The organism is Hominibacterium faecale (genome assembly GCF_020734085.1).
Classification (GTDB): Bacteria; Bacillota; Clostridia; order Peptostreptococcales; family Anaerovoracaceae; genus Hominibacterium; species Hominibacterium faecale.
Genome location: NZ_JAJAGH010000007.1, coordinates 304,617 through 328,751, shown reverse-complemented (window position 1 = coordinate 328,751; position 24,135 = coordinate 304,617). Strand labels below are relative to the sequence as shown.

Below are 24,135 nucleotides of genomic sequence, written 5' to 3'. Positions count from 1 at the left end.
ACAGGAGGACCTTCTTATGGAATTTGTACTGGAACAAAAAGTCAAAGTGCTCATAGGCGATGGGAAATTGGATCAGATCGGCGTTCTTTTGAAGGAGGCCGGATATAGCAGAGCGTTTCTTGTCTATGACAGTGGGGTCAAAGCAGCGGGGATTATTGAACGGGTTTTTACATATCTAGACCGCCAACAGGTTTACTATACAGCTTTTGATAAAGTTGAGCCGGACCCTCCTGCAAACATCATTGATGAGGGGGCTGAACTGTGCAGGAAGGAGCATTGTGATTGTGTTGTTGCAATAGGCGGCGGAAGCGCGATCGATACGGCCAAAGGCATCACTGTACTTCGCTTTAATGATGGAAAAATTTTGGACTATAGAGAAAAGGAGATTAAGCCTGCCGCCGGTCTGATCACCATCCCCACGACTGCAGGAACCGGCTCTGAGCTTTCTCAGGGGATTATCATTACGGATCCCTTGAAAAAGGAAAAAGTGCCGCTGCTTGCTTTTCAGGCTATGAGCGAATATACGATCCTGGATCCGGAGCTGACGCAAACCATGCCAAGAAAGCTGACGATTACCACTGGGCTGGATGTGTTTTCCCATGCGGCGGAAGCCTATACGACTCTTATGTCCAACCCTGCTTCAGATTTAATCTGTGAAAAACTGATGGAAACGGTTTTCCAGTGTCTGCCCGCAGCAGCCAGCGACGGGCAGGATTCAGAGGCCAGAAGAAAGATGCTGATCTGTGCTTCTCTTGGAGGCTGGATGCTTTATAACGCCAGCGCCCATGTGGGACATTCCATCGCTCACGTGATCGGCGCCGAACTGAAGATCGCTCACGGAGCAGCCTGCGCATATGCTTTTCCGGCTATGATTAAGGAAGCGGCCTGCGTTCTGCCGGAGAAGGTCCGCAAGATCGGCCAGATTCTTGGTGCGCCATTGGATGAAAATCTGACGCCAAATCAGATTGGAGAAAGGACGGCCAAAGCATACATGGTTTTCCGCGACCAGATTCTGGGCCTGGAGCCGCAGCAGATGCCAAGTCTCCAGGCAGACCATGTTGAAACGATGGCAAATGCGATTGCCAATGAGCCGTTTGCACAGATCGCACCTTTTAAAGTCACGGAAGCGAAGGCGAAAAAGATGTTAATGGAAATTCTGGTGCGGCAAGGAGGAATAGCATGAATCCATATGATCAGGAATTGGAAAAGATAAAACAGGTCCTTGAGACTTACTTTGAAGCGGCTTACTGCAAGGATCTGGAACGTTTGAGAGAGATCTTCCATCCGCAGGCATCTATGTACGGATATCTGGCCGGGGAGCTTGTTCTTGGATCACCGGAGCTTTTTATTCAAGACATTGGGGCAAGGCCCTCGATGAGAGAGGAGGGCATAGACTGCCGCTGCATAGTGAAATCCATTTGCATGACCAAGGATACTGCGACTGCTGTTGTGGCAGAAGATAACTTTTTCGGCTCTTTCTGCTTTGAAGATAGCTTTCAGCTGCTGAAGGCAGATGGAACATGGAAGATTGTGAGCAAACTGTTTACCACAATTGATGAATAGACTATTTGAAAAGGGGGCTTGCGTTCGGATTTTTTGAAGAATCAGCATTTCAGATTCAAAAAAGAAAAAAAGTTGGATTTTTTGTTTTGCATCCAGGCATCTCATTTTTTCTCGCCCCCTTTTTGCCTGGCGCTCTCCCCAGCCCAGGCCGATTCCCGCGGAACTTCCCCAGTGAAAACAGCTGGAATTTCTGCCGCAGAATGGTATAATGGAACCATTCTGATTGAAGCGGAGGGATTAACTTTTTCATGAAACGATTGCTGAATTTTGAATATGCCTGCATCCACGGAACATACTGGATGTTCTACGGGGTGGCCAGCAGCTTTGCCTCGGTCTTTTTACTGGCAAGGGGCTATTCCAGCTCTCAAATCGGGGTCACGCTGGCCGCCGCCAATATTCTGGCCGTCGTGCTCCAGCCCATGGTCGCGGACCTGGCTGACCGGATAAAGCGGCTGTCACTGATTGGAATCACTGAGATTCTTACTATTATGATGATGGCTGTGACGGTGGGTCTTTTTATCTTTGACGGCCGAACGGCTGCGCTTTGTACGACGTTTGTCCTCCTGATCGCCTGGCACACTGTGCTGCATCCTCTTTTGAATTCGCTGACCTTTAAACTGGAGGAATGCGGGGTGGCTATTAATTTCGGCGTTGCCAGGAGCATGGGATCACTGGCTTATTCCGCTTTGGTGGCTGTGCTGGGGACTTTGGTGGAAGAGCGGGGGATCTTGGTGCTGCCTATCACGGGCGAGATCATTCTGGCAATGCTGCTCATCAGTCTGATTTTTACAAAAAAGTCTTACGATCAGGCAAGGCAGATCAATGAAAAAAAGGTGCCGGCAGCAGCGGAGAAGCCCAATGGGAAGGATGAAGAGTCGATCAATCTTTGGCAGTTCATCAAGAATAACAAACCTTTCTTTCTGGTCAATCTGGGTGTGATCGGCTTATATTTCAGCAACTCTATACTCAACAACTATATGATGCAGATCGTCGCCTCTGTAGGCGGCAGCAGCCAGGACATGGGCTGGATCCTGTCGCTCATGGCTTTTTTAGAAATTCCCACCATGATCTGCTTTAATTTCCTGCGAAAAAAGTTTTCCTGTCAGCTGCTGATCAAAACAGCGGCTGTCGGCTTTACGGCCAAGATTGGGATTTGCTATCTGGCAGGCTCCGTGGCTATGATCTTCGTCGCCCAGGTATTCCAGCTGGTTTCTTTTGCTCTCTTTTTGCCGGCTATGGTTCATTTTATCGACGAGGTTATGCGCAAGGGGGAAGCGGTCAAAGGTCAAGCGCTGTTTACAACCATGATCACGATTACCACTGTATTTTCCAGCTTGATCGGCGGCATGATTATCGACGCCAGCGGCGCAAAGATGCTGACTATGGTAAGCACGCTGGCGACTGCCGCAGGGGCGGTCATTATAATTGCAGCTGTGGATAGAGTAAAACCAAAGACAGAGTAATACCGAGAAAAATCCTTAAATCATTCATTTATTTAAGGATTTTTTCATAATTGCCCCGTTATACTGATCATACAAAACAGGAAAGGACGAAAACTTATGATAGGGCGAATACTGAAAAAAGACATGAAACGGAGAAAAAGCATCAATCTGATTCTCTTTCTCTTTATAACCATCGCAACCATTTTTCTGTCCAGCAGTGTGGGCAACATTCTGGTAGCGTCATCTGCGCAGAATTTTTATTTGGACTACGCCAAGATCCCCCAGATTAATATCATTACTTCAGGGACGGAGGAAAAGGCGGACATTGAGCGTTGGCTGAAGAAGGATGCTCCTGGTGTGAAAACTTATGGGTACGATCATATTCTGATCTTACCGGAAAAAGGAGTCGACCTTTCACAAAACAACAAGAAAAAAGCTTTTGATGCCAATGGAGCCAGCATCTATCTCAGCGCCAAAACGGAGCCGTACTGCAAAGTCTTTGATAAAGACGGCAAAGACTTTGATCTGGGCGAGGGAGACATTGCCCTGACACAAGTCACTATGGACCGCAATGACCTGCAGACAGGAGACCAGGTTACCATCAAAGTGGGCGATATGGAAAAGACCTTCACCATAAAGCTGGCCATCAAAGATGCGGCCTTTGGCAGTGATATGGCAGGAATGTGCAGATTAGTCGTAAGCTCTGCCGAATATGCGCGCTTTGCCGCGAACGATAAGGCTGATTTGCTGGGCATGCACTATGTGGATACGGATGATGAGGAGCGGTTTAATCAGGAACTGAATAATCATGGTTTTACAACCCTGAGCAGTACCATCGATAAAAACACGTACAAGATGGCGTATTCCTTTGACATGCTCACCGTTGCCCTTTTGATTCTCATTGGAATCTGCCTGATCCTGATTGCCCTTCTGGTCCTTCGGTTTACCCTTGTATTTACCATTGAAGAGGATTATCGGGAAATCGGGATCATGAAAGCTGTCGGCATCAAAAGCTTTGCCATAAAAAAGGTTTATCTGGCCAAATATCTGATCCTGGTAACAGCGGGAGCATTGTGCGGTCTGGCTGTCAGCATTCCGGTGAGCCGGGTTATGCTTTCCAGCGTCAGCAAAAACCTGATCCTGGAAAACAGTGATTCCAAATTTTGGGTCAATAGTCTGTGCGCCCTGCTGATTATCCTTCTGGTCATGGGATTCTCCTATGGATGTATGCACAAACTGAACAAAGTTTCGGCCATAACCGCCATACACGGCGGACAGACCGGGGAGCGGTACGGGAAAAGAGCCGGCTTCAGACTCTACCGCCGGAAACGAATGCCGGTAACCGCATTTTTGGGCGTAAACGACATCTTCAGCCATGTGAAGCGTTATCTGGTTTTGATGATTACCTTTTGCATCAGCTTTATTTTGATCACCATACCGCTCAACACCATCAATACGATGCAGAGCGATGAAATGGCCCGGCAGTTCTGTGTAAACCCGGATACGGCTGTTTGCGCAAGAGAAATAGAAGGAAGCGGCAAGGGAACCTATAAAACCAGCGTTGAACTTGAGAAGGATATGGATCGGGTTACGGATGAGCTGAAAGCAAAGGGGTATGAAGCAGAGCTTACCGGAGTCGCCATCTATTTCTTCCAATACAAGGAGCCGCGCAGGGATGATAATACCAATGTTATGACCACTCAGATTCTGGGATCTGACCAAAACTTTCTTCGTTACCAGGAGGGGGATGCGCCGGTACTTGAAAATGAAATCGCTTTTTCCCAGCAGATTTTAGAAGAGAATGGCTGGAAGATCGGCGATTCGGTGGAAACGCAGATCGGCGGCAAAGAAAAGCGCATGATTATTACCGGAACCTATTCTGATTATATGCAGCTAGGAAAGAGCGCCCGTCTCAATCCAAAAGTAGATTGCAGTAAGGCGAGTCTATTCGATTACTGGAATATAATGGTTAAGATGGACACGAATCTTACCCAGAAGCAGTTGGCAGAGAAACTGGAAAAAGAACTGCCCGATTATGAATGGGCAACCGCGCAGGATGTGGTAGACCGAAACACAGGAGGTATACAACAATCTCTGGAAGATATGATTGTGCCCATGACAGCGGTGCTTCTTTCGGTAATCATGCTCATCACCTTCCTCATGGAGCGTCTGTTCGTCGTGAGGGAAAAAGGGGAAATCGCTATGATGAAAAGCATGGGATTCCAAAACAAAGATATTCGTATGTGGCAGACTTTGCGGATGGTTCTGGTTGCGCTGCTTTCCATGCTCGCCGCCGTGCCGCTTTCGCTGCTCAGCAATCAGTTCGTGCTGAAGCCGATCTTTTCCGCTATGGGAGCCAATGTTGAAATACAGGTTGTACCCCTCCAGGTATACGGCATTTGTCCGGCTGTTCTGCTTTTGGGAATTATCATCGCCACTATGCTGGCATCTATAAACGTAAAGAAAATCAATATCCGTGAGTTGAATAATCTGGAATAGGAGAGAAATGAAATGGGAGTATTAAACGTAACCAATCTTTGTAAAACTTATATTGTGAATAAACGCCAGAATAACGTTCTGCGCAACGTAAATCTGACCATTGAAGAGGGAGAAATGGCAGCAATCATGGGACCTTCCGGATCGGGCAAAACCACACTGCTCTACACGGTCAGCGGCATGGATGAGGCGACGGCCGGGAAAGTGGATTTTTTCGGAAGTGAGCTGACGAGTCTCAATGCAAGACAGATCAGCGATCTGCGGCTGGAAGAGATGGGCTTTGTCTTTCAGCAGATGTATATGCTGAAAAATCTTTCCGTGTATGATAATATATTATTACCGGCGTATCAGTCCAGGGAAGGAAAGAGCAAAGCCGGGAGAAAAGCCGCCAATGAGCGGGCAAAGGTTCTGATGCAAAAGCTGGGGATCAGCGCCATTGGGGAAAACGATATCACCGAAGTGTCCGGCGGCCAGCTGCAACGAGCCTGTATCTGCCGCAGCCTGATCAACCAGCCCAAAATCATTTTTGCCGACGAGCCTACCGGAGCCCTCAATAAACAGAACTCCATTGAGGTTATGGATGAGCTGTGCCGCATCAACGAAGGCGGAACCAGCATCCTGCTGGTTACCCATGATATGAAGGTGGCGGCAAAATGTGAACGGGTTTTGTATATTGAGGACGGCAATATTCGTGACGAGTTCGCCTTGGGAAAATGGAAGAATACCCAGGATATCCGGGCGCGGGAAAGAGCGCTCAATGACTGGCTGATAAAATTAGGATGGTAATGGATGAACGATATTTTACTGGTAGAAGATAATGAAGAGCTGGCGGAGCTGATTATGGCGTTTCTGCGGCGGGACGGCTATACAGTCTGCTGGGTGACAACGGGAAAAGGGGCGGTATCGTATATGGAAAACCACTCTGTCCGGCTGATGCTGCTGGATATCATGCTTCCGGAGATGGATGGTTTTGCCGTATGCCGGGCAGTGCGAAAGCAGCATAATCTGCCCATCCTCATCATGAGCGCCCGTTCGGGCCGTGAAGATAAGCTCAGCGGCTATGAATTGGGAGCGGATGATTATGTGGAAAAGCCAGTGGATGGGGAAATCCTTTCAGCGAAAGTCAGGGCACTGATGCAGAGAGCCTACGGCAGCCAGCAGAAAGGCCCCCTGGTATCAGGGGATCTTGCCATTGACTTGGAATCCAGATGTGTGAGTCTGAAAGGCAAACCAGTAGAGCTGAACGTGAAAGAATATGAGCTGCTGCTCCTCTTTGTCCGAAATCCAGGGAAAACTTTGCGCAAAGAATTCCTCTTTGATCGCATCTGGGGCAGCGACAGTTTCAGCGAAAGCCAAACCCTGACCGTTCATGTGAAAAGGCTTCGCAGTAAAATAGAAGATAATCCCCGTGAACCAAAGAGGATCCGCACGGTCTGGGGAGTCGGGTATCGCTATGAAGAAATATAATGGTTTGATCGCCGTTTCTGTCCTGGTCTATCTTCTGCTGGCTGCCGCCGCAGGATATGGAGTCAAGCATACGGCAGGTGAGAAGGATCAGGCATGGAAAGTGGAAATTAATCGCATTTACACCAGCTTATCCGGGGGAGCCCCTCTGGATAAGCTTAATTTGCATTGGTATGACCATGTGAAACGGGTAACCTGGCTTTCTGTGGAAGATGCAATGGAGGAAGCACAGGGGGCGCTGTTTTATGAAGAGGACAATCAACTGGAGTCGGAGATCAAACCGCTCTTTGAAAACGATCGTTTAAAAGGATATCTGCGGTTTGATTATCAGGAGCCCGAGTTTGATACCGGTATGCTGCTGGTGCTGGTCCAAATCTGCCTGGCACTGATGGAGCTGTTCCTGCTGGCTGTGCTGCTGTACCTGAAATACCGATTGATCCGGCCTTTTCAGCAGCTGAGCAGTCTGCCTCAGGAACTGGCCTGCGGCCATTTCAAGGGGATTGTGAAAGAAGAAAACAATAAATTTTTCGGCCGCTTTCTGTGGGGGATCGGTCAGTTGAAAGATACGCTGGATGCCAGCAAAAAGAGGCAGATGGAGTTGGAGAAAGAAAAGAAAAAGCTGCTCCTTTCCCTGTCCCACGATATCAAAACGCCGCTGGGAACCATCAAGCTGTACGGTAATGCGCTGGAAAACAAGATGTATGACAGCGAAGCTCAACGGACCCGCGCCGCTCATCAGATCGGGGTTAAGGCGGAGGAGATCGAGCGCTATGTGGAAGAGATTATGAAAACGTCCCGGGAGGATATTCTCGACATCCGGATCGAAGAAGGAGAATTTTATTTAGATCAGCTGATGAAACAGGTGCTGGCTACCTATGGTGAGAAATGCCGCATCCGGCTTGTGGAACTGGAAGTAGGGGCTTATGAAGATCGGCTGCTGAAGGGCGATCTGCAGCGGGCGGCGGAAGTGTTGGAAAACTTGTTTGAAAATGCTTTTAAATATGGCGATGGAAGGCGCATCGAGATTACCTTTTTTGAAGAGGATTACTGTCAGCTGATCCGCGTCTTTAACAGCGGGTCTGTTGTCAGCGATAATGACTTTAACCATATCTTCGAAAGCTTTTTTCGGGCCGGCAACAGCGAAGGGATTCCGGGAACCGGGCTGGGGCTTTACATTTGCCGGGAGATCATGCGTAAAATGGGCGGGGAAATCTTTGCGCAAAAAGAGGAGGGCGGGATGGCCTTTGTGCTGGTTTTTGGATAGAGGGGAAGCGGGAACAACAGAGCAGGAATCGTTCTTTACACTAATTTTTAATTCAGTGCAGCTTAAAATCCGGTTAAACCATCGGCCCCATCAACGCCGAGTTCTATCAGTGTTTGCTTTGTGCTGTTAAAGTTCTGTTCAAATAGCTGCTGATAAGCGCTGGCAAACCGATCTTGGTTTGAAGAACGACAACTTTCCAATAGAGGATCGGCGATACGTACCCATCCGGGAACCGGCTCTGTACCGGTTTCCTCAAGGCGCAGGACGCTGCCATTCAAAAGCTGCAAGGTGATCTTGCTGTAAATTTCCCGTATAGCCGCAAGTGGACAGCAATTGACTACAGCCTGCAGACCGGCGCTGACCACATCAACCATAGCTCTTTTTTCACCGGACTGGGACGCCGCATGGATAATCTCTTTGAAGAACGATTGATGAATATGAGGAAATGTATACCGCATGACTGGTCCCCCTATGATTGCCAGCAGCTGGAGAGCTTCTAGAAACGTTCTCATGTTATCATCTAAGGTGAGCTCTTTTAGCTTGCGGGGAATCGTGGAATCCCCCTTAGAAATTACACGAGTCCCAACGCCGTTAACGGTTTTAGCCACACCCAATTTGTTGAGTAGGGCCATTGTTCTGCGAATTGTAATTTCAGAAACATGGTATATATTTGCCAAGATAGAACCATTGGGCAGCAGCGTGCTTACTGGATAAACGTTTTGATTAATTTTGCACACAAGATCAATGGCAATGACATCACAATATCGGGTGCGCCCCTTATGTGGTTCCCATGAAAAAGTTTCTGGAGACAGATTGTTCGATGTCGATTCAAAGACATGCAGATAAGCTTCAATCTTTTCAAAAAAACGCTGACACAACAGTTCTAAAGGCCTCATGGAACGGTTGGAAGTTTTTTCGGTATATTGCTGGATATATGTCAGATATTCCTTTTTTATTTCTTGAAAAAAGGAAATAGCTCCTGCTTTGCCATATTGGTTAAAGAGAATATCTACAAAAGCGCTTTCTGCAAAGGCGCCGATATCATAATATAGATTGAGCGCAGTACGGCTTCCAAGAGCATGGAGGGATTGTTCAAATTTTTGATAGAGATCTCTGATCCCATTGGATGGCAATTCGCCTTGGAAGCGAGAGCTCATGGAAAAATCGATCTCCATATGCCGGATGCTGTGAAAACAGATGGCCGGTGAAATCAATTTCAAACTTGCACAAAGATCCAGCAGCGCCTCAGCCCTCTGCCGGAATATATCCGTTTTTAAATAGTTTTCATATGGTTTGGCTAGAACGACAGTAGCCCTTCCGCGGCACAGCTTTACCAGGCCGTTGTTTTCAAGCATTTTGAGTGCTCGCTGGGCCGGACAGTAAGAAACTTGAAATTGGTCTGCAATAGCTTTTGCAGAGGGGAATCGTTCCTGGTCGTAAAATCCCATCTGTATTTTGCCCGCAAGAGTGCGATAAATTGTTTGCTCCTGGCTGTTATCGTTCTTAGGCATTGTGAACATCCTTTCTAAAATCTGCTTCATAAGTGCCGGCTATCGGGAGGATTCTTTTATATTAGCACAGAAAGGCGTTTCATTGAACGAAAGTTTTGTTTAACCAATATATTTCTGCAGAATTTCTATTAAAAAATTCACATCGATGGGCTTTGGAATGTGTTCATTTATTCCGACATTATAGGCTTTTCCGATATCAGCGGTAAAAGCGTTGGCAGTTAAAGCCAGAATCGGGATTGATTTGGCATCCTTTCGTTTTAGACTGCGGATCTTTTCTGTGGCTTCATAGCCATCCATGACCGGCATTTGAATGTCCATCAGAATTACATCATAGTATTTGGATGATGATTCTTCAAACATATCCAGGGCGCGCTTTCCATTTTCTGCATACTCCACAATCATTCCCTGCATTTGGAGCAGTTCCAGAGCAATCTCGCGATTCAGATCATTGTCTTCTACCAGCAGCGCGCGTTTGCCAAAAAGGCCCGAAGGCGTCTCTTCCATCCGCATATTTGAGGTGTCAACTCTGCCGCTGGAAAGGAGCATGTGAAGAACATGGAGCACCTTGGATTTGAAGAGGGGTTTGGTGATAAAGGCATCAGCGCCGGCTTGCAGAAATTCTTCTTCTATATTGGAGTAATCATAAGCGGATATTATAATGACAGGAACATCCTTTCCCAGCTTTTGGCGAATCGTTTTCAGAGTTGTCATGCCGTCCATCTCCGGCATCTTCCAGTCCAAAATAACGGCAGAGAAATCATCGCTGCATTCATGTGCCTCACATACGCGGATGATGGCTTCCTCGCCGGATAGAACCCAATAACCCCGCATGCCCAGTTCATTTAAGAGAGCAGCCACGTTTACACATGTGGCCTTATCGTCATCGACGACAAGAATAGGAAGTCCCATTAGTTCGCTATCACAAGAGAATTCTTCATCGATCAGCTCAAAGGGAAGGGTGACGGTGAACTGACTTCCCTTATTGAGCTCACTCTTTACATCGATAGAACCGTTCATCATACAAACAATATTTTCCGTAATGGCCATTCCCAGACCTGTTCCCTGAATCTTGCTGATTCGTGAATCGGCGGCCCGTGAAAAAGGTTCAAATAAATGGGGTATAAACTCTTCCGGCATACCAATCCCGTTGTCTGTGAAGGAGAACTCAAACTGTCCTTTGCTTTCAATCGGAGAAGAGCCTTCTTTAATTCTCATGGATACAGTTCCGCCCTCGGGCGTGTATTTGATAGAATTGGACAGCAAGTTCATTAAGACTTGCTGTAATCGATCGCCATCCGCAATAATCGTTTCATGCTGTACATCACAGACGCTTATATTAAGCTCCAGCTGTTTTTTGCTAATCAAAGGTCTGCATATATCTGAGATATTCTGGATCAGCTCCGGCAGGTGAATTTCCTCAGGCGCTAAATCAATTTTTCCACTTTCTATTTTGGACATGTCCAAGACTTCGTTGATGAGGCCGAGAAGATGACGGCTGGAGACATTGATTTTGCTCAGACAGTCATGTACTTTATCCGGTGATGTGAGGTTCATTTGGGCAATCGCCGTCATTCCCATAATGGCGTTCATTGGCGTTCGAATATCGTGGGACATGGAAGACAGAAAGTTGGTCTTGGCCGAGCTGGCTATTCTGGCTGCCTGATAGGCATCTTCCAGAGCTTTGCGCTGTCTTTCCTGTTCTAGGCGTTCGGCGGTCACATCAATGCCCAGGCTGTAAAAGGAGGGTATTCCGTCCCAACTATCCTCGGCGGCGGCATAAGAAAGCGTCAAGGTCAAGATTCTTGTTTCGCCGCTGCGTGTAATAATCCGAACTTCCGTAATCATACTTTTGCCGGAGGATTGCATGTTTTCCATGATCGGAATCAAGCGTTCCAGATCGTCCGGATGCACATAGGTGCATTGGGAGTGAAGCTCCGTTTCAAATTGTTCTTTTGTATAACCGATTAGATTCAGGAATTCGGCGCCGTACCAGAGAATAGTGCTGTAATCTCTCGCATCCAGGCGGGCAGAACCCCCGGGAATTGATTTGAGCAGAGCATCCCGCTCCCGGTCTTTTTTTGCCAGCTTGAATTCTGTGCTGTACATGTCGTGAGAGAGTTCAATGCGTGCCGTATGTCCATCCCAAATAATAAGCTTGTTTTTGATCATAAAAGTCCGATCCAGAACAGGATTGAAGAATTCCCATTTATACACCTCATTGGGATTCAGTTTGGAGTTGGTGCAAAAAGGACAAGGAGAAGTCCGGCCTTGGATAACCTCATAACATTTTCGGCCGATTACATCTTCTTCGCGGGCCTTCAGGGTGTCCAGAGAGGTCTGATTTACGTACAAGAGTTCATAGGTGTCTATGTCGCTGACATAGGCGTTCCCCTCATATTCTTCCAAGATCCATTCGAAATACTGGCGTTGACGGTCCTTTTCCAAGACAAGATCAGTGATATCGGAATGAACAGCAAGAAAGACAGGGTGTCCTTCGATCATTTCGCCAGTAAAAGTTCCTCTTGTGCGCACCCAAATAAAGCTGCCGTTTTTAGAAGGCATGCGGTAGTCAACTGTGAATGAGGTCTGTGCCAATTCCATCGCAGTTCTCGCAGCATCTTTGAGTTTGTCTAGCTCCTGGAGATGATTGGTAAAGTACTGAGTGAGGGTTCTAAAAAGGGAGTGAAACTCCTCCTTTGCAAAACCGATGCTTTTATAAAAATGGCTGTTTGCCCATAGGAGCGATAAGGTACTTTCGCATATGTATTTGCCGGCGCTGCAGCCGATGGTCTCTATGAGTGAATTGGATAGCTCCGTTGTACAGGCTTCAGGGATATTCCAATTTTCTTCCATATTGAGATTTTTTTGATGCTTCATATATTCAACTCCTCTTTACGACAAACTGCTTGGGAACTACCTAGTTCATATTATATCTAGTTGAACAGATAAAAGCAATGATAAAAAGGAAATCAATTTTTATGTCAGCTCATACTTTTTCATTTTCCTCCATAAGGTCGAAGGATCAATGCCCAGGGCCCTTGCTGCTGCAGCTTTGTTTCCGCCGCACTGCTCCAGCGTGGACAAAATCACCTCTTTCTGCAGATCCTTCAGCTTGCCGCTGGAAGCCGCAGAGATAGGTGCTGCGGTTAAGGCCGATGAATCGATGGTCTCCCGTAAGAGCGTTTCGTCAATGGATGACTTCTCGCAAAGAATGACCGTCCGCTCAATGATATTGGAAAGCTCGCGGACGTTGCCGTAAAGGGGGAGATTTTCCAAAACCTGCAGTGCCTGGGGAGCGATGCTGGTAATATATTTATCATGCTGATGATTAAACTTGTTCAGCAGAGCGTATGCCAGATCCTTGATATCCTCCTTACGTTCCCTCAGCGGCGGCAGCTTGAGTTCCAAAACGCATAGGCGATAATACAAATCCTCTTTGAACTTGCCTTCACGGATCAGCTGCAGCAGATTTTTGTTGGAGGAACAAATGACTCTGATGTCCACATGAATGATTTTATCCCCGCCTACGCGGATCACATCTCCTTCCTGGATAACTCGGAGGAGTTTGGATTGTGTGGTAATGGGAATCTCGCTGATTTCATCCAGGAAAATGGTTCCGCCGTCGGCAAGCTCGAAAAATCCCATTTTCCCTTCTTTATTGGCACCGGTAAAGGCGCCTTTCGCATACCCGAATAACTCACTTTCAATTAGATTTTCTGGAAGAGAAGCGCAGTTTACAGGGACCCAGGGCTGGGTCTTTCTTCTGCTGGTATTATGGATACTCTGGGCAAAGAGTTCCTTGCCGGTTCCGGTTTCACCGGAAATTAAAACGGCGCTGTCATATTTGGCATATATTTCAGCCTTTTCTTTGGCAGCGGTGATGGCTTTGCTGGTTCCCTTAATATCGGCAAAATAATGTTCCGCCCATAAGCCCTGGACATATAAGTGCTTTCTGGTCTTATGACGCAGCTCCTGGATTTCCGAAACCTTTTTAACGGAGATAACGCTTCCCTGTTCCTCTCCATGCACGATTACCGGAAGTTTATTTAGGATTACCAGAGTATACTGAGAAGGATCTTCCAGCTGGTCGGGTGTGACTGTATCGATATCCACGACATGATTTTGCTGCAGAGCATCGTCAAAGCGAAGACCCAAAAGAGAACCGTTAAAAATCCGTTCCGCGGCAGGATTGGCTCGGAGAATTCGTTGATTTACATCGACGGCGATGATTCCTTCCGAGGTGGCCTGGAGAATTGCATTATCAAGCTCACTTTTCTTTTCTTTTTCAATCATCTCTGCAGCGATGGATTGTGCATTGAGGATCGTAGTCTGAATGACCAGCTCGTCCACGTTGACTTCAATCCCTTGTTTTCCATAACGCTGGGCCTGTTTTACCGCCCGATAACCGCCGATGATCACTTCATATCCTTCTGAGAGCATATCTAACGTCTGCTCCTCAATGGTCTTTTCCATATCCAATTCACAAAATCGAATGCAGTTTTGTTCCACCCCTAAAAATTCCAAGCCTTTTTGCAAATAGTGAAACAACGGAGCTGTCCCAATATGGACGATCCGGTTAGAATAGGACAATGCTTTTTTTGCGGCAATGGCAGCTTCCAGCCCGCTGAAAGGCATTTCCAACAGAGAAATGGAAACTTCCCTCTTTAAATATTGGTAGGCAAGACCGGTAGAAATAATAATTCGGGTACCCCTGGCAATCAGATCATTAGCAATGCTTACAGCATCATGTTCCGTGGCCTTATAGAGCGGGTAATCCAGATTAAGCTCTTTTAAGACCTCTTTGGTGGTGTTGTAGGTAAGGGTATTGGGCAGAATAATCGCTACAGAATAATCCATATGTACCTCCGTAAAAGGGAATTGGCGTTGGAATAATATGTACCAATCTTAGCATGCGCTAGAGGAAAATGCAAGAAAAAGCCTTGCGCATCATTGCATAATGCAAAGGTGAACGGCATTTTACAATGATAAATTTCTTCCTATGGGTCGGATTTTACGCCTGAATTTATTGAAAAGTCGAATATTTGTAAGAATTTCAGCGATTTGTAACATCTTGTAACAGATTGTTAATTTTTTTGGCACAGACTTTGCGTTATATAGGAGCAAAGGTCAAAACAGGCTGTGACATACAAGGAGGTTGAAAATGAAATATTGTTTGAATATTGAAGAATTGTTCCCGGAACTGGATTTTTACGATCGATTTAAGGCGGCAAAAGAAGCAGGTTACGATTATGTGGAGTTCTGGGGCTGGCAGGAGAAGGACGTTAAACGGATTAAAGAAGAATGTCAAAAGCATGACTTGAAGATCAGCGGTTTCAAAGGGGATTTGGACTGGTCTCTCTGTGATAACACGGTCAGCGGGGACTTTATTGACTGGATGAAAAAATCCATTGAAACAGCTAAGTTTTTTAACTGCGACTCGATCATCGTACATTCCAATTCCATCGGAGAGGACGGATCGTCGAATTTCAACCAGGTCTATAGTCCGCAGCGGCAGATTGCCAATATCACCAGCACGCTGGTCAAGGCGGCGCCGATCCTGGAAAAAAAGGGGATCACCATGTGGCTGGAGCCTCTTAACAATCTTGGCGATCTGGCCGGTATGTTTCTGGTGGACGCAGGCGTAACGGCGGATATCATCCGCGCCGTCGGCTCGCCCAATATAAAGATGCTCTGCGACCTGTTCCATATGCAGATCATGCATGGAGACCTGGCTAATCACATGCTGCACAATCTGGACATCATGAATTATATCCACATTGCGGACGCACCTGACAGAGGCCAGCCCGGAACAGGGGAGATCAACTACCAGTTCCTATTGACCAGTCTCAAGAAAAACGGCTTTGACGGCATCGTCTGTTTTGAAATTACACCTCAGGGAAACACCCAAGAGGTGCTGACAGCTTTTGATAAGCTTCGTGCGAAAGTAGAATAGGACAAAATGCAGGAGGAAATGACAATGGAGTTAACAGGAAGAAATTGTGTGGTCAGCGGGGCGGCCGGCGGCATCGGATTCGCTGTCTGTGAAAAGTACGCGAAAAGCGGCGCCAATGTGGTTATGCTGGATGTCAATATGAAGGCTCTGGAACGGGCTGTGGAAAAAATTGAAGCCTATGATGTAAAAGCGCTCCCCATGGTAGTCGATCTTGCTTCTGTGGCGGAAATTGAAAAAGCCATGGAAATTGTCGACCAATCCTTTGGAGCCGTAAATGCTCTGGCTAACTGCGCGGGCGTCTCCCTTTACGGCGATCTGCTGGAGTATACGGAGAAAAATTGGGATTTAAGCCTGGACATCAACTTAAAAGGAACGTTTTTTCTTTCCCAGGCCGCAGCGAAGAATATGGTCAAACATGGCGTGAAAAATGGAAAAATCGTTTCAGTATCCTCCCAGGCCGGCCGGGTAGGTGAACAAGGCGGACATGCATACGGAGCTTCAAAAGCCGGGATTTGTATGCTGGCGCAGACAATGGCACTGGACTTGGCGAAATATGGAATCTGCTGCACGGCACTCGCTCCGGGAATTACCGATACGCCACTGTTCCGCAATTATCTGAAAAACGGAGCGGAAATGGCAGGAATGACAGAACAGGAATTTGAAGAAATGCGTGCGCAGGAAGTTCCTCTGGGGCGGTTTGCCAGGACAGACGAAATCGCGGATCTGATCTGGTTTCTGTCCAGCGATAAAGCAAATTATATTACCGGTGCAACCATCGATATCACCGGGGGAAACGTTAATGTATAACAAATTATGAGAGAAAAGGAGAAGAGCAATGGCAGAAAAATTTATTGCAGGACCGAGTCCGAATATCGCTTTTACAGACGATAAGATCGGCAGAATGAAAAAAGAAGTCTTTTACATGAGTGACGAAGAAGTCGATAAAGAGCTGGAAGCGTTCGGATTCCCGGCGCCTCCTGAACTTTGCAAAGCCGGATCCTATATTCAGACAACACCCGGCAAGGAGCAGGATGAGATCCGAAAAAAGAACGATGTGGTACTGATCCCAATCGGATGTACCGAAGACCATGGACCTATGAATCCATCCGGTATGGATACCTTCATGGTGACCGCCATTGCAGAAGGTGTCAGAAGATATACCTTAAACCACGGTCCCCAGGTCAGTATCGCTTTCCCGCCGCTCCTTTACGGCGTCCATCCCCAGAGCCATGTGGGTATGGACGGAACCATCGTACTTCATGAGGAAACCGCCATCAGCATGCTGAAAGATGTCATGCTGGGGTTATGGAACTCGGGATATCGCAAGATGATCTTGATCAACAACCATGGGCATCTGCCGGTACTGCAGACAGCAGTTTGGAAGTTCATGAAAGAATATCAGCTCCCGGGGATCTACCGGATTGTTGACTGGCACAGAGCCGTAAGAGAAATGTTTGCCTTAAAGGAATGGGGCGGTCAGTTTGAAACCATGTTTACCCATGCCTGCGAGGCTGAGACCGGATGCGGTCTGCTGTGTTTTCCGGATATGGTCAATATGGACTATGTGGAAAATGGAGCCGGTGCGGGCGTGTTGCCGGGCGGACATTTTGACGGCAGCGTCGATGACACCCATCCCAGCCGCTGGGAAGACGGAGAAGGCCATAATGTAATGGCGTTTGTCGCCACGCCCAACGGAGTAGCCGGAAAAGCCACGGCCGCTACGGCAGATAAACTGAAGAAACCTTATCTGGCTATTATGAAATATCTGGTCATGCTGATCGATGAATATTTGGAAGCTTATCCGCCGGGAACGGTTCCTGATCCGGAAAAAACGACCCTCAGAACGAAGGAAGAACTGGCGCCTTATCTGAAAGAGCCCCATACAGAAGGCTGGAAGTCGGTATACGGTTTGTCCAAGACGATTTTATAAGAAAGGAGGAAAGCATGAACGATTATAAACTTACCGGCAAGGTGGCGATTATTACCGGCGCAGGCCAGGGGATCGGCAAAGCAGCCGCCCTTGCCGCGGCAAACAGCGGAGCTTCGGTGATCCTCTGCGGAAGAACATTGGAAAAGCTTGAAAAAGCCGCAGAAGAGATTCGGGCTCTCGGTGTCAAGGCGCTGCCAGTGAAAATGGATGTCACAAACCTGGCGGACATTGAGCGGGCGGTTGCTGAAGGCGTAAAAGCGTTCGGGCATATTGATATTCTGTTCAACTGCGCGGGTATCTGGAAGCCATCAAAACTGGTAGATTTGGAACCGGAATTCTGGGACAACATGATGGACATTAACCTCAAGGGAGCGGTCTTCATGTCCAGAGAAGTGGCCAGACATATGATCAAAAACGGCATCCATGGAACCATCGAACTCATCTCTTCCCAGGCGGGGAAGGTGGGAGAATACGGAAATTCCACCTACGGTGCTTCAAAATCAGCTATGGACGCCTGGTGTCAGGCAGTGGCTCTGGAGTTAGGTGAATATGATATCAATGTGGTGGCTGTCGCTCCAGGCTTCACTTACACAGAAATGTTAAAGGATGTATACGCCAAGCGGGGTGCGCTGGAAGGAAACGATCCGGAAAGCTACGCACAGGAAGTCGCTGCGGGCGTGCCGCTGAAAAGAATGGCTGCCCCGGAAGAAGTGGGGAGCATGATGGCTTATCTTGCATCGGAAGATGCATCTTATATCACCGGTGTCGTACTGACCATTGCCGGTGGAAATATAACTGTATAAAGCTGAGCAGGGGGTTTGACTCTGATCAGTTCTACTGTCGTTATTATTTGAGTTTACAAAAATTTTTAAAAGGAGAACTTATTATGACAGAGAATGGAAACACTTTGAACAACCAAGGTACTGGTCTGAAAGGCAGTATGGGCGTCGGCGCTCTGGTTATGACGGTATTGGCGTTTTCCGCGCCGCTTTCAACCGCGACCGGATTCATCCCGCAGCTCTTGATCTACGGCAATGCAGACGGCGGCCAGGGCAACTCGGCGCCATGGATTTATATTATCTGCATCATAACCCTGGGATTTTTTTCCGTTGGCTTTGCCAAAATGGGGACGGTAATGGAAAGGCCGGGAGGCTTCTACGCCTATATCACCGATGCCCTGGGCAAAAAGGTGGGGCTGGCGGCGGCCATGGTATCGGCCATTGGATATTCCCTCGTGGGCTTTTTCATGCCGGGACTGATGGCCATTGTTGTGGGCGGTCTGGTTGAGGGCGCAGGCGGTCCGGCTATTCCGTGGTGGATCTATGCCATCGCTTTCACCGTATTATCCACATTGCTGGCATCCATGAGCATTGATTTTTCTGCAAAATTCCTATTTATTGTAATGTGTTTTGAAGCGGGGATCATGCTGATCTTTGATGCTTTGTGCTTTATAAATGGCTCTCCTGCCAATTCCGGCGGTCCCATGTTCAGCTTCATTGATGTTTCGACTGGAACCCTAGGCGTTGCCATGCTTTTTGCAATGGGTAACTTTTATGGATTTGAGGCAACGGTTATCTACAGAGAAGAGTGTAAAGAACCAAAGAAAACGATCCCAAGAGCTACGTTTATCGCAGTATTCGGGATTGGTATCTTCTACCTGCTGTGCGCATGGGGCTTCATCGCTCACTTTGGAGCAAGCAATGTAACAGCAGCAGCAGAAGCGGATTCAGCCAACCTGTTCAGCGGCGTCATGGCCGGGTTCCTGGGACCTTTTGCAGGCCACTTTATTCAGATCATTTCCATTATCTCCATCTTTGCCTCCGGTCTTGCGATCCAGAACGTTGGTGCAAGATACTTTTACTCCTTGGGAGTGGACTGCGTAATCCCCAAAGCTTTCGGCAAAATCCATCCGAAACAGCATTCCCCGTATGTTGCGGCTATTTCCATCGGTATCCTGTGGATCGTTCTCATCGTGATCCTGGGAATCATCTGCGGATTTGATGCGGAATACACCTACACCAGACCAAACGTAATCGGCAATCTGTGTGTGACTGCAATCCTGGGCCTGGTAGCTGTGGCAGTTCTGGTTTACATGAGAAAGAATGCAAAGAAATATAACTTCAGCCCATTCCATACGACTGTTTCTCCGATCATCGGACTGATCGGCATCGGCTTCACGGTAATCCTCTGTGCGTTGAACCTCAATCAGTTCCTGGGGACAGCCACCGGAGGGTCTGTGATCATCGTTGGACTGATTGTCGTATATGTAATTGCGGCGCTCATCTATGCCAACTGGCTGCAGAAGAATAAGCCGGATACCTACTTGCGAATCGGGCGTTACGATCCTGAAAATATGAGTGTTGATGAAATGGAAGAGATGTAAAAATAGTTTCATTACGGGGCAGGCGGCACTTGGAAAGGCGGCCGGCCAAAATAAATAGAGAGACTGATTATGGAAAATCCAACAAAAATCCCTGGAAGAATATGTGTAGATCATGTGGGCTATACCGTGCCTGATTTGGATAAAGCCGTTGAGCTGTTTGTCAATGTGTTCGGCTGTGAGATCGTGTTCACGGGCGGACCATATGATGATGCCGGTTATGTTTGGCCGGGTGAAACAAAACCAGAAAGAACACCTATGCGCTGCGCGCTGCTTACTCACGGAGGAACAACCAATGTCGAGCTATTGGAATATCAGAACCCTGGTCAAAAGGATGCAGTTCCGCCTCGCCCCTGTGAAAAAGGAGGGGCGCATATCTGTTTCTTCGCAGAAGATATAGAAGAGGCGGTGAAGGTACTGAGGTCAAGAGCTGATGTACTTGTAATGGGGGATATTGAAAAGGAAGCTGGCGGTGCAATCGACAGTGCTGACTGGATTTATACAGTAACTACCTGGGGACTTGTTATTGAAATTATGAGGTGGAAGCCAGGAGAGCTTCCATACGAAAAGACAACAGATGCGCGGCTGGTCCCTCCTCCCTGGTACAAATAAAATACGGGAGACAGGTTCTGACAGCGTACATATATCCATAGGTAATTGAAAAGTTTTAAAAGGAGATAATATTATGGAATTCAATGGTAAGACATGTGTCGTAAGCGGAGCGGGAGGCGGAATTGCTTTCGCGCTGTGCGAGCAGTATGCAAAAGACGGAGCTAATGTTGTCCTGCTGGATGTAAACGAGGAGGCAATCATTGAAAACGCTAAAAAAGTAGAAGCCTTTGGCGGTAAAGCGCTGGCGATCAAGACAGATTTGACCTCTGTGGCAGAGATTAAGACAGCGATGGAAAAGGTAGAAAAGACCTTTGGCGCAGTACATGTTATCGCCAACTGCGCAGGTATTTCTCTGTACAATGATATGCTGGAATACACAGAAGAAAACTGGGATTTGAGCCTGGATTTAAATCTAAAGGCAGCGTTTTTCCTCTCTCAGGAAGGCGCAAAGAACATGGTGAAAAACAAGGTGAAAAACGGTAAAATTGTCTCTATTTCCTCACAGGCCGGCGTTGTCGGTGAACCGGGAGGTCACGCATACGGCGCTTCCAAGGCAGGCGTGCGCATGATGACCCAGACAATGGCACTGGATCTGGCCAAGTATGGCATCTGCTGCACAGCCATTGCACCGGGCTGCACCAATACGGAAATGATTCGCGCCTATTTCAAGAGAGCCTGCGTGCTGGAAGGCATGACTGCGGAAGAGTTCGAAAAAATGCGCACTGAAGAAATTCCTCTCGGAAGACTGGCGGAACCGGAAGAAATCGCGAACTTGATGTATTTCTTGTCCAGTGACAAGGCTAATTACATAACAGGCTGTACGATCGATATTACAGGAGGCGTTGTGAACGTATAAAAAGGAAGGTAACTATGACAGCAAGAAAATTTGGCTCACCGGGACTGTACATACAGGGTCCGGGAGAATTAAACCATGTAAAAGAGCACCTGGCATCCATGGGTGATTCGTTTCTTGTGATCGCCAGTCCCAGAAGAGTCAAGGACTTGGGAGCACAGCTTGCGGAAAGCTTTGGAGAAGGTTATAAGATCGTATTCGCCCAGTTCGGCGGGGAGTCTTCAAGAAAAGAGATTGCCCGGCTGACACAGCAGGCCGAAAAAGAAGCCTGCGGCTGCATCATCGGCATGGGCGGCGGAAAGGTCATCGATACAGCTAAAGCGGTGGCAAATCAGCTGGGTACGCCATGTGTAATCATACCAACCATTGCTGCCAGTGACGCGGCTACCACCAGATGCGCCTGCATTTACAATGAAGATGGTTCAGAAGACGGCGAGGATAGTTTTGACAAAAATCCCGACATCGTACTGGTGGATTCCCAGATCATAGCCAATGCGCCGGTAAGATTCCTGCTGGCAGGTATGGGCGATGCCATGGCTAAGATCGTATGCGCCACTACTTGTTATGAGGGCTATAGAAATAACGAGCTGGGCGGACAGGCGACGGAGCTGGGTTATGCCATTGCAAAGCTGTCTTATGAATTGCTGCTGGAGCACGGGCAGGCAGCTAAATATGCCTGTGAACAGCATGTGGTAACGAAGGATTTGGAAAAAATCATTGAAACCAACATCCTGCTGGCCGGTATCGGCTGTGAAGTAAACGGCGGAACTACTGACCATGGATTCTATACAGGATTCTGTGAACTGAAAAATAGAAAAGAAGTGCTGCTTCACGGAGAATATGTGACCTTCTCCACACTGGCAACGCTGGTGCTTCAGGGAGCGCCAAAGGCACAGATGGATGAGATGTACAGCTTCTGCGCGGCAGTAGGCCTTCCGGTTTGCCTTGCCGATGTAAAGCTGGACTATATGGATGAGGCTGACTTTGAAACTGTGGCTAAATGCGTGGTCGATCTGCCGCCGACAAAAAACCATCCCTTCCATGTGACGGTTGAAGAGGCGATCGCAGCTATGAAAACAGCCGATCAGATCGGAAAATTATATAAAGAAGGCAAAAAATTATTCTAATAAATAGCTGGCAACAAGGAGGAAAAAATGTTAAAAAACGAAAAAAGCAAAGCACTGTCCAAGAAGTTTATGGAACTGATCCCAGGAGGACATTCTAATCTGCGTGTACCGATGGATGTCACCGATTACAGACTGTTCATTGACAAAGCCAAAGGAAGCCATCTTTACGATGTAGATGGAAATGAATATATCGAGTACAACGGCGCCCTGGGCCCAAACATTCTGGGGTATGCAATGCCGGAATGGACCGAAAAATTAAAAGAATACCTGGATACAGCAGGAACATCCATCGGTTCCAATCTGCTGTTCAGCCCCTACGATGTGGAAGTAGCGGAAATGCTGAAGAAATACATACCATGCTGTGAACAGGTGAAATTCGCTATCACAGGAACCGATGCCGTTCAGGTTGCTTTCCGAATCATGAGAGGGTACAGGAACCGGCCGGTCATCATCCGATTTGAAGGCCACTATGCAGGATGGGTGGACGATGTACTGGGCGGCCGCGCCAATCCGGATCCCAACGCAAAACCATATACGGACTTTAGCACAGAAGATCTGCCGGATGATTATCCGTATGCTACTCTGGGAAGAAAACAGACAGCGGGAGAAGAAGTGTTCATGCTGCCATGGAACGATTTTGAAAGACTGGAAGCCACTTTTGAAAAATACCATGAGGAAATTGCAGGCATTCATCTGGAAGGAATCGTTGCAAACCATGAAATGCTTTATCCCAAACCAGGATGGCTGGAAAAGATCAGAGAACTGTGCGACAAATATGAAGTGGTAATGTCCATGGACGAAGTTATTTCCGGACTGCGGGTCGGCATCGGCGGTGTTCAGGAATATCTGGGCGTGACACCCGATATTTGTACGATGGGGAAAGCCATTTCCAACGGATTCCCGGTATCCTGCGTATGCGGCAAGAAAGAAGTCATGCAGGTGGTAGAAAACGGCGTACTGACTCCGGGTACCTATCGCGGATGGGCCTTTGGCCAGTGTGCAGTAAAGGCGACCTTAGATATCCTGACAAAAGATGATTGCGCATGCTATAAGAGAAGAGAGCCGATCCAGGAAAAATTGGTGGCAGGCCTTGACGAGATTGCCAAGAGACGGGATATTCCAATGACCATTACAGAGGCTCCGGGCATGTTTTCCACACTGTTTGGTATCCCAGGCGGCAGACAGACCCTTTATACCAACGAACAGCTGGCTGAATTCAAGCCAAAGAGAGTGGAGTCCTTCCAGAAATATCTGCAGGAACAGGGAGTCTTTCTAATGTTCGGCGGCAGACTTTATCTGAGCATGGCCCATACTATGGAAGATATCGATAAGACGCTGGAAGCGGCTGACGTTGCAATGAAGAAGATGCACGACAATGATTATAAGTATATTGCTGAATAAAAGAAGATCGGCAGACAGTAAGCTTTTCTTTTAACATACCATAGATAACAAACAGATTCCCGGTATGGATGAAATTTCCTGACGGGAATCTGTTTGTTTAAGGAAATGTTGGTTGTTTTAAAGAATTCATTGCAATTTG

19 protein-coding genes and 1 pseudogene are annotated in these 24,135 nt (G+C 47.5%); 16 read left to right on the top strand and 4 right to left on the bottom strand.

The features are described from left to right. The first annotated feature begins 16 nt into the window (after positions 1–16). The 7 genes from LG211_RS11145 to LG211_RS11115 all read left to right on the top strand — a co-directional run bounded on the left by LG211_RS11145 (position 17) and on the right by LG211_RS11115 (position 8,229). A complete protein-coding gene (locus LG211_RS11145; protein WP_269477539.1) occupies positions 17–1,183 on the top strand; it encodes an iron-containing alcohol dehydrogenase in 1,167 nt (388 codons plus the stop codon). Then, positions 1,180–1,563, top strand: coding sequence for a nuclear transport factor 2 family protein (locus tag LG211_RS11140; RefSeq protein WP_269477538.1), 384 nt, complete (start codon positions 1,180–1,182; stop codon positions 1,561–1,563). Before LG211_RS11145 ends, LG211_RS11140 begins: the two co-directional genes overlap by 4 nt. A gap of 248 nt (positions 1,564–1,811) precedes the next feature. Then, the gene (locus tag LG211_RS11135; protein ID WP_269477537.1) at positions 1,812–3,026 is read left to right on the top strand and encodes an MFS transporter; all 1,215 of its coding nucleotides are present in this window, start codon (positions 1,812–1,814) and stop codon (positions 3,024–3,026) included. 96 nt (positions 3,027–3,122) lie between these two features. After that, a complete protein-coding gene (locus tag LG211_RS11130; RefSeq protein WP_269477536.1) occupies positions 3,123–5,504 on the top strand; it encodes an ABC transporter permease in 2,382 nt (793 codons plus the stop codon). 12 nt (positions 5,505–5,516) lie between these two features. Continuing rightward, a complete protein-coding gene (locus LG211_RS11125; protein WP_253020019.1) occupies positions 5,517–6,287 on the top strand; it encodes an ABC transporter ATP-binding protein in 771 nt (256 codons plus the stop codon). A 3-nt stretch (positions 6,288–6,290) separates the two neighbouring features. Further along, positions 6,291–6,968: a response regulator transcription factor gene (locus tag LG211_RS11120; RefSeq protein WP_269477535.1), complete on the top strand. Its 678-nt coding sequence runs from the start codon at positions 6,291–6,293 to the stop codon at positions 6,966–6,968. Continuing rightward, on the top strand, positions 6,955–8,229 hold the full coding sequence (locus LG211_RS11115) for a sensor histidine kinase (protein ID WP_148398034.1): 1,275 nt from the start codon (positions 6,955–6,957) through the stop codon (positions 8,227–8,229). The genes LG211_RS11120 and LG211_RS11115 overlap by 14 nt, the downstream gene beginning before the upstream one ends. A 62-nt stretch (positions 8,230–8,291) precedes the next feature. Here the strand turns inward: LG211_RS11115 and LG211_RS11110 are convergent, their stop codons facing one another. The 4 genes and pseudogenes from LG211_RS11110 to LG211_RS11095 all read right to left on the bottom strand — a co-directional run bounded on the left by LG211_RS11110 (position 8,292) and on the right by LG211_RS11095 (position 14,597). Further along, complete coding sequence (locus tag LG211_RS11110; RefSeq protein WP_269477562.1) at positions 8,292–9,404, bottom strand: GntR family transcriptional regulator; 1,113 nt, start codon at positions 9,402–9,404, stop codon at positions 8,292–8,294. Positions 9,405–9,542: 138 nt separating this feature from the next. Further along, a pseudogene (locus tag LG211_RS11105) lies at positions 9,543–9,740 on the bottom strand (GntR family transcriptional regulator); the annotation flags it as partial. Positions 9,741–9,839: 99 nt separating this feature from the next. Beyond that, entirely contained in the window at positions 9,840–12,617 is a 2,778-nt protein-coding gene (locus LG211_RS11100) for a PAS domain-containing hybrid sensor histidine kinase/response regulator (protein ID WP_269477534.1), read from the bottom strand. A 99-nt stretch (positions 12,618–12,716) separates the two neighbouring features. Further along, complete coding sequence (locus tag LG211_RS11095; protein WP_148398036.1) at positions 12,717–14,597, bottom strand: sigma 54-interacting transcriptional regulator; 1,881 nt, start codon at positions 14,595–14,597, stop codon at positions 12,717–12,719. Positions 14,598–14,901: 304 nt separating this feature from the next. Between LG211_RS11095 and LG211_RS11090 the strand changes: the two genes are divergently transcribed. The 9 genes from LG211_RS11090 (at position 14,902) to LG211_RS11050 (ending at position 23,996) form a co-directional block, all read left to right on the top strand. After that, positions 14,902–15,693 carry a hydroxypyruvate isomerase family protein gene (locus LG211_RS11090; RefSeq protein ID WP_269477533.1) on the top strand — a complete coding sequence of 264 codons (792 nt, stop codon included), beginning with the start codon at positions 14,902–14,904 and terminating at the stop codon, positions 15,691–15,693. Positions 15,694–15,717: 24 nt separating this feature from the next. Further along, positions 15,718–16,500, top strand: a complete 783-nt coding sequence (locus LG211_RS11085; protein WP_269477532.1) for an SDR family NAD(P)-dependent oxidoreductase — start codon at positions 15,718–15,720, stop codon at positions 16,498–16,500. A gap of 28 nt (positions 16,501–16,528) precedes the next feature. After that, positions 16,529–17,623 (top strand): 3-dehydro-scyllo-inosose hydrolase, encoded by a 1,095-nt coding sequence (iolN, locus tag LG211_RS11080; protein WP_148398039.1) that lies wholly within the window; start codon positions 16,529–16,531, stop codon positions 17,621–17,623. A gap of 14 nt (positions 17,624–17,637) precedes the next feature. Continuing rightward, the gene (locus LG211_RS11075; protein WP_269477531.1) at positions 17,638–18,426 is read left to right on the top strand and encodes an SDR family NAD(P)-dependent oxidoreductase; all 789 of its coding nucleotides are present in this window, start codon (positions 17,638–17,640) and stop codon (positions 18,424–18,426) included. 83 nt (positions 18,427–18,509) lie between these two features. Further along, complete coding sequence (locus LG211_RS11070) at positions 18,510–20,006, top strand: APC family permease (protein WP_269477530.1); 1,497 nt, start codon at positions 18,510–18,512, stop codon at positions 20,004–20,006. 69 nt (positions 20,007–20,075) lie between these two features. Further along, positions 20,076–20,615, top strand: a complete 540-nt coding sequence (locus LG211_RS11065) for a VOC family protein (RefSeq protein WP_148398042.1) — start codon at positions 20,076–20,078, stop codon at positions 20,613–20,615. Positions 20,616–20,688: 73 nt separating this feature from the next. Further along, complete coding sequence (locus LG211_RS11060; protein WP_148398043.1) at positions 20,689–21,471, top strand: SDR family NAD(P)-dependent oxidoreductase; 783 nt, start codon at positions 20,689–20,691, stop codon at positions 21,469–21,471. Between the two features lie 14 nt (positions 21,472–21,485). Beyond that, positions 21,486–22,595, top strand: coding sequence for a glycerol dehydrogenase (locus tag LG211_RS11055; RefSeq protein WP_148398044.1), 1,110 nt, complete (start codon positions 21,486–21,488; stop codon positions 22,593–22,595). Positions 22,596–22,622: 27 nt separating this feature from the next. Continuing rightward, a complete protein-coding gene (locus tag LG211_RS11050; protein ID WP_148398045.1) occupies positions 22,623–23,996 on the top strand; it encodes an aspartate aminotransferase family protein in 1,374 nt (457 codons plus the stop codon). The last annotated feature ends 139 nt before the right edge of the window (positions 23,997–24,135 follow it).

Bases quoted from the DNA above. Each gene is read 5' to 3' on its own strand.
- LG211_RS11145 (WP_269477539.1), top strand. From the start codon at position 17: ATGGAATTTGTACTGGAACAAAAAGTCAAAGTGCTCATAGGCGATGGG.
- LG211_RS11140 (WP_269477538.1), top strand. From the start codon at position 1,180: ATGAATCCATATGATCAGGAATTGGAAAAGATAAAACAGGTCCTTGAG.
- LG211_RS11135 (WP_269477537.1), top strand. From the start codon at position 1,812: ATGAAACGATTGCTGAATTTTGAATATGCCTGCATCCACGGAACATAC.
- LG211_RS11130 (WP_269477536.1), top strand. From the start codon at position 3,123: ATGATAGGGCGAATACTGAAAAAAGACATGAAACGGAGAAAAAGCATC.
- LG211_RS11125 (WP_253020019.1), top strand. From the start codon at position 5,517: ATGGGAGTATTAAACGTAACCAATCTTTGTAAAACTTATATTGTGAAT.
- LG211_RS11120 (WP_269477535.1), top strand. From the start codon at position 6,291: ATGAACGATATTTTACTGGTAGAAGATAATGAAGAGCTGGCGGAGCTG.
- LG211_RS11115 (WP_148398034.1), top strand. From the start codon at position 6,955: ATGAAGAAATATAATGGTTTGATCGCCGTTTCTGTCCTGGTCTATCTT.
- LG211_RS11110 (WP_269477562.1), bottom strand. From the start codon at position 9,404: ATGGAGATCGATTTTTCCATGAGCTCTCGCTTCCAAGGCGAATTGCCA.
- LG211_RS11100 (WP_269477534.1), bottom strand. From the start codon at position 12,617: ATGAAGCATCAAAAAAATCTCAATATGGAAGAAAATTGGAATATCCCT.
- LG211_RS11095 (WP_148398036.1), bottom strand. From the start codon at position 14,597: ATGGATTATTCTGTAGCGATTATTCTGCCCAATACCCTTACCTACAAC.
- LG211_RS11090 (WP_269477533.1), top strand. From the start codon at position 14,902: ATGAAATATTGTTTGAATATTGAAGAATTGTTCCCGGAACTGGATTTT.
- LG211_RS11085 (WP_269477532.1), top strand. From the start codon at position 15,718: ATGGAGTTAACAGGAAGAAATTGTGTGGTCAGCGGGGCGGCCGGCGGC.
- iolN (WP_148398039.1), top strand. From the start codon at position 16,529: ATGGCAGAAAAATTTATTGCAGGACCGAGTCCGAATATCGCTTTTACA.
- LG211_RS11075 (WP_269477531.1), top strand. From the start codon at position 17,638: ATGAACGATTATAAACTTACCGGCAAGGTGGCGATTATTACCGGCGCA.
- LG211_RS11070 (WP_269477530.1), top strand. From the start codon at position 18,510: ATGACAGAGAATGGAAACACTTTGAACAACCAAGGTACTGGTCTGAAA.
- LG211_RS11065 (WP_148398042.1), top strand. From the start codon at position 20,076: ATGGAAAATCCAACAAAAATCCCTGGAAGAATATGTGTAGATCATGTG.
- LG211_RS11060 (WP_148398043.1), top strand. From the start codon at position 20,689: ATGGAATTCAATGGTAAGACATGTGTCGTAAGCGGAGCGGGAGGCGGA.
- LG211_RS11055 (WP_148398044.1), top strand. From the start codon at position 21,486: ATGACAGCAAGAAAATTTGGCTCACCGGGACTGTACATACAGGGTCCG.
- LG211_RS11050 (WP_148398045.1), top strand. From the start codon at position 22,623: ATGTTAAAAAACGAAAAAAGCAAAGCACTGTCCAAGAAGTTTATGGAA.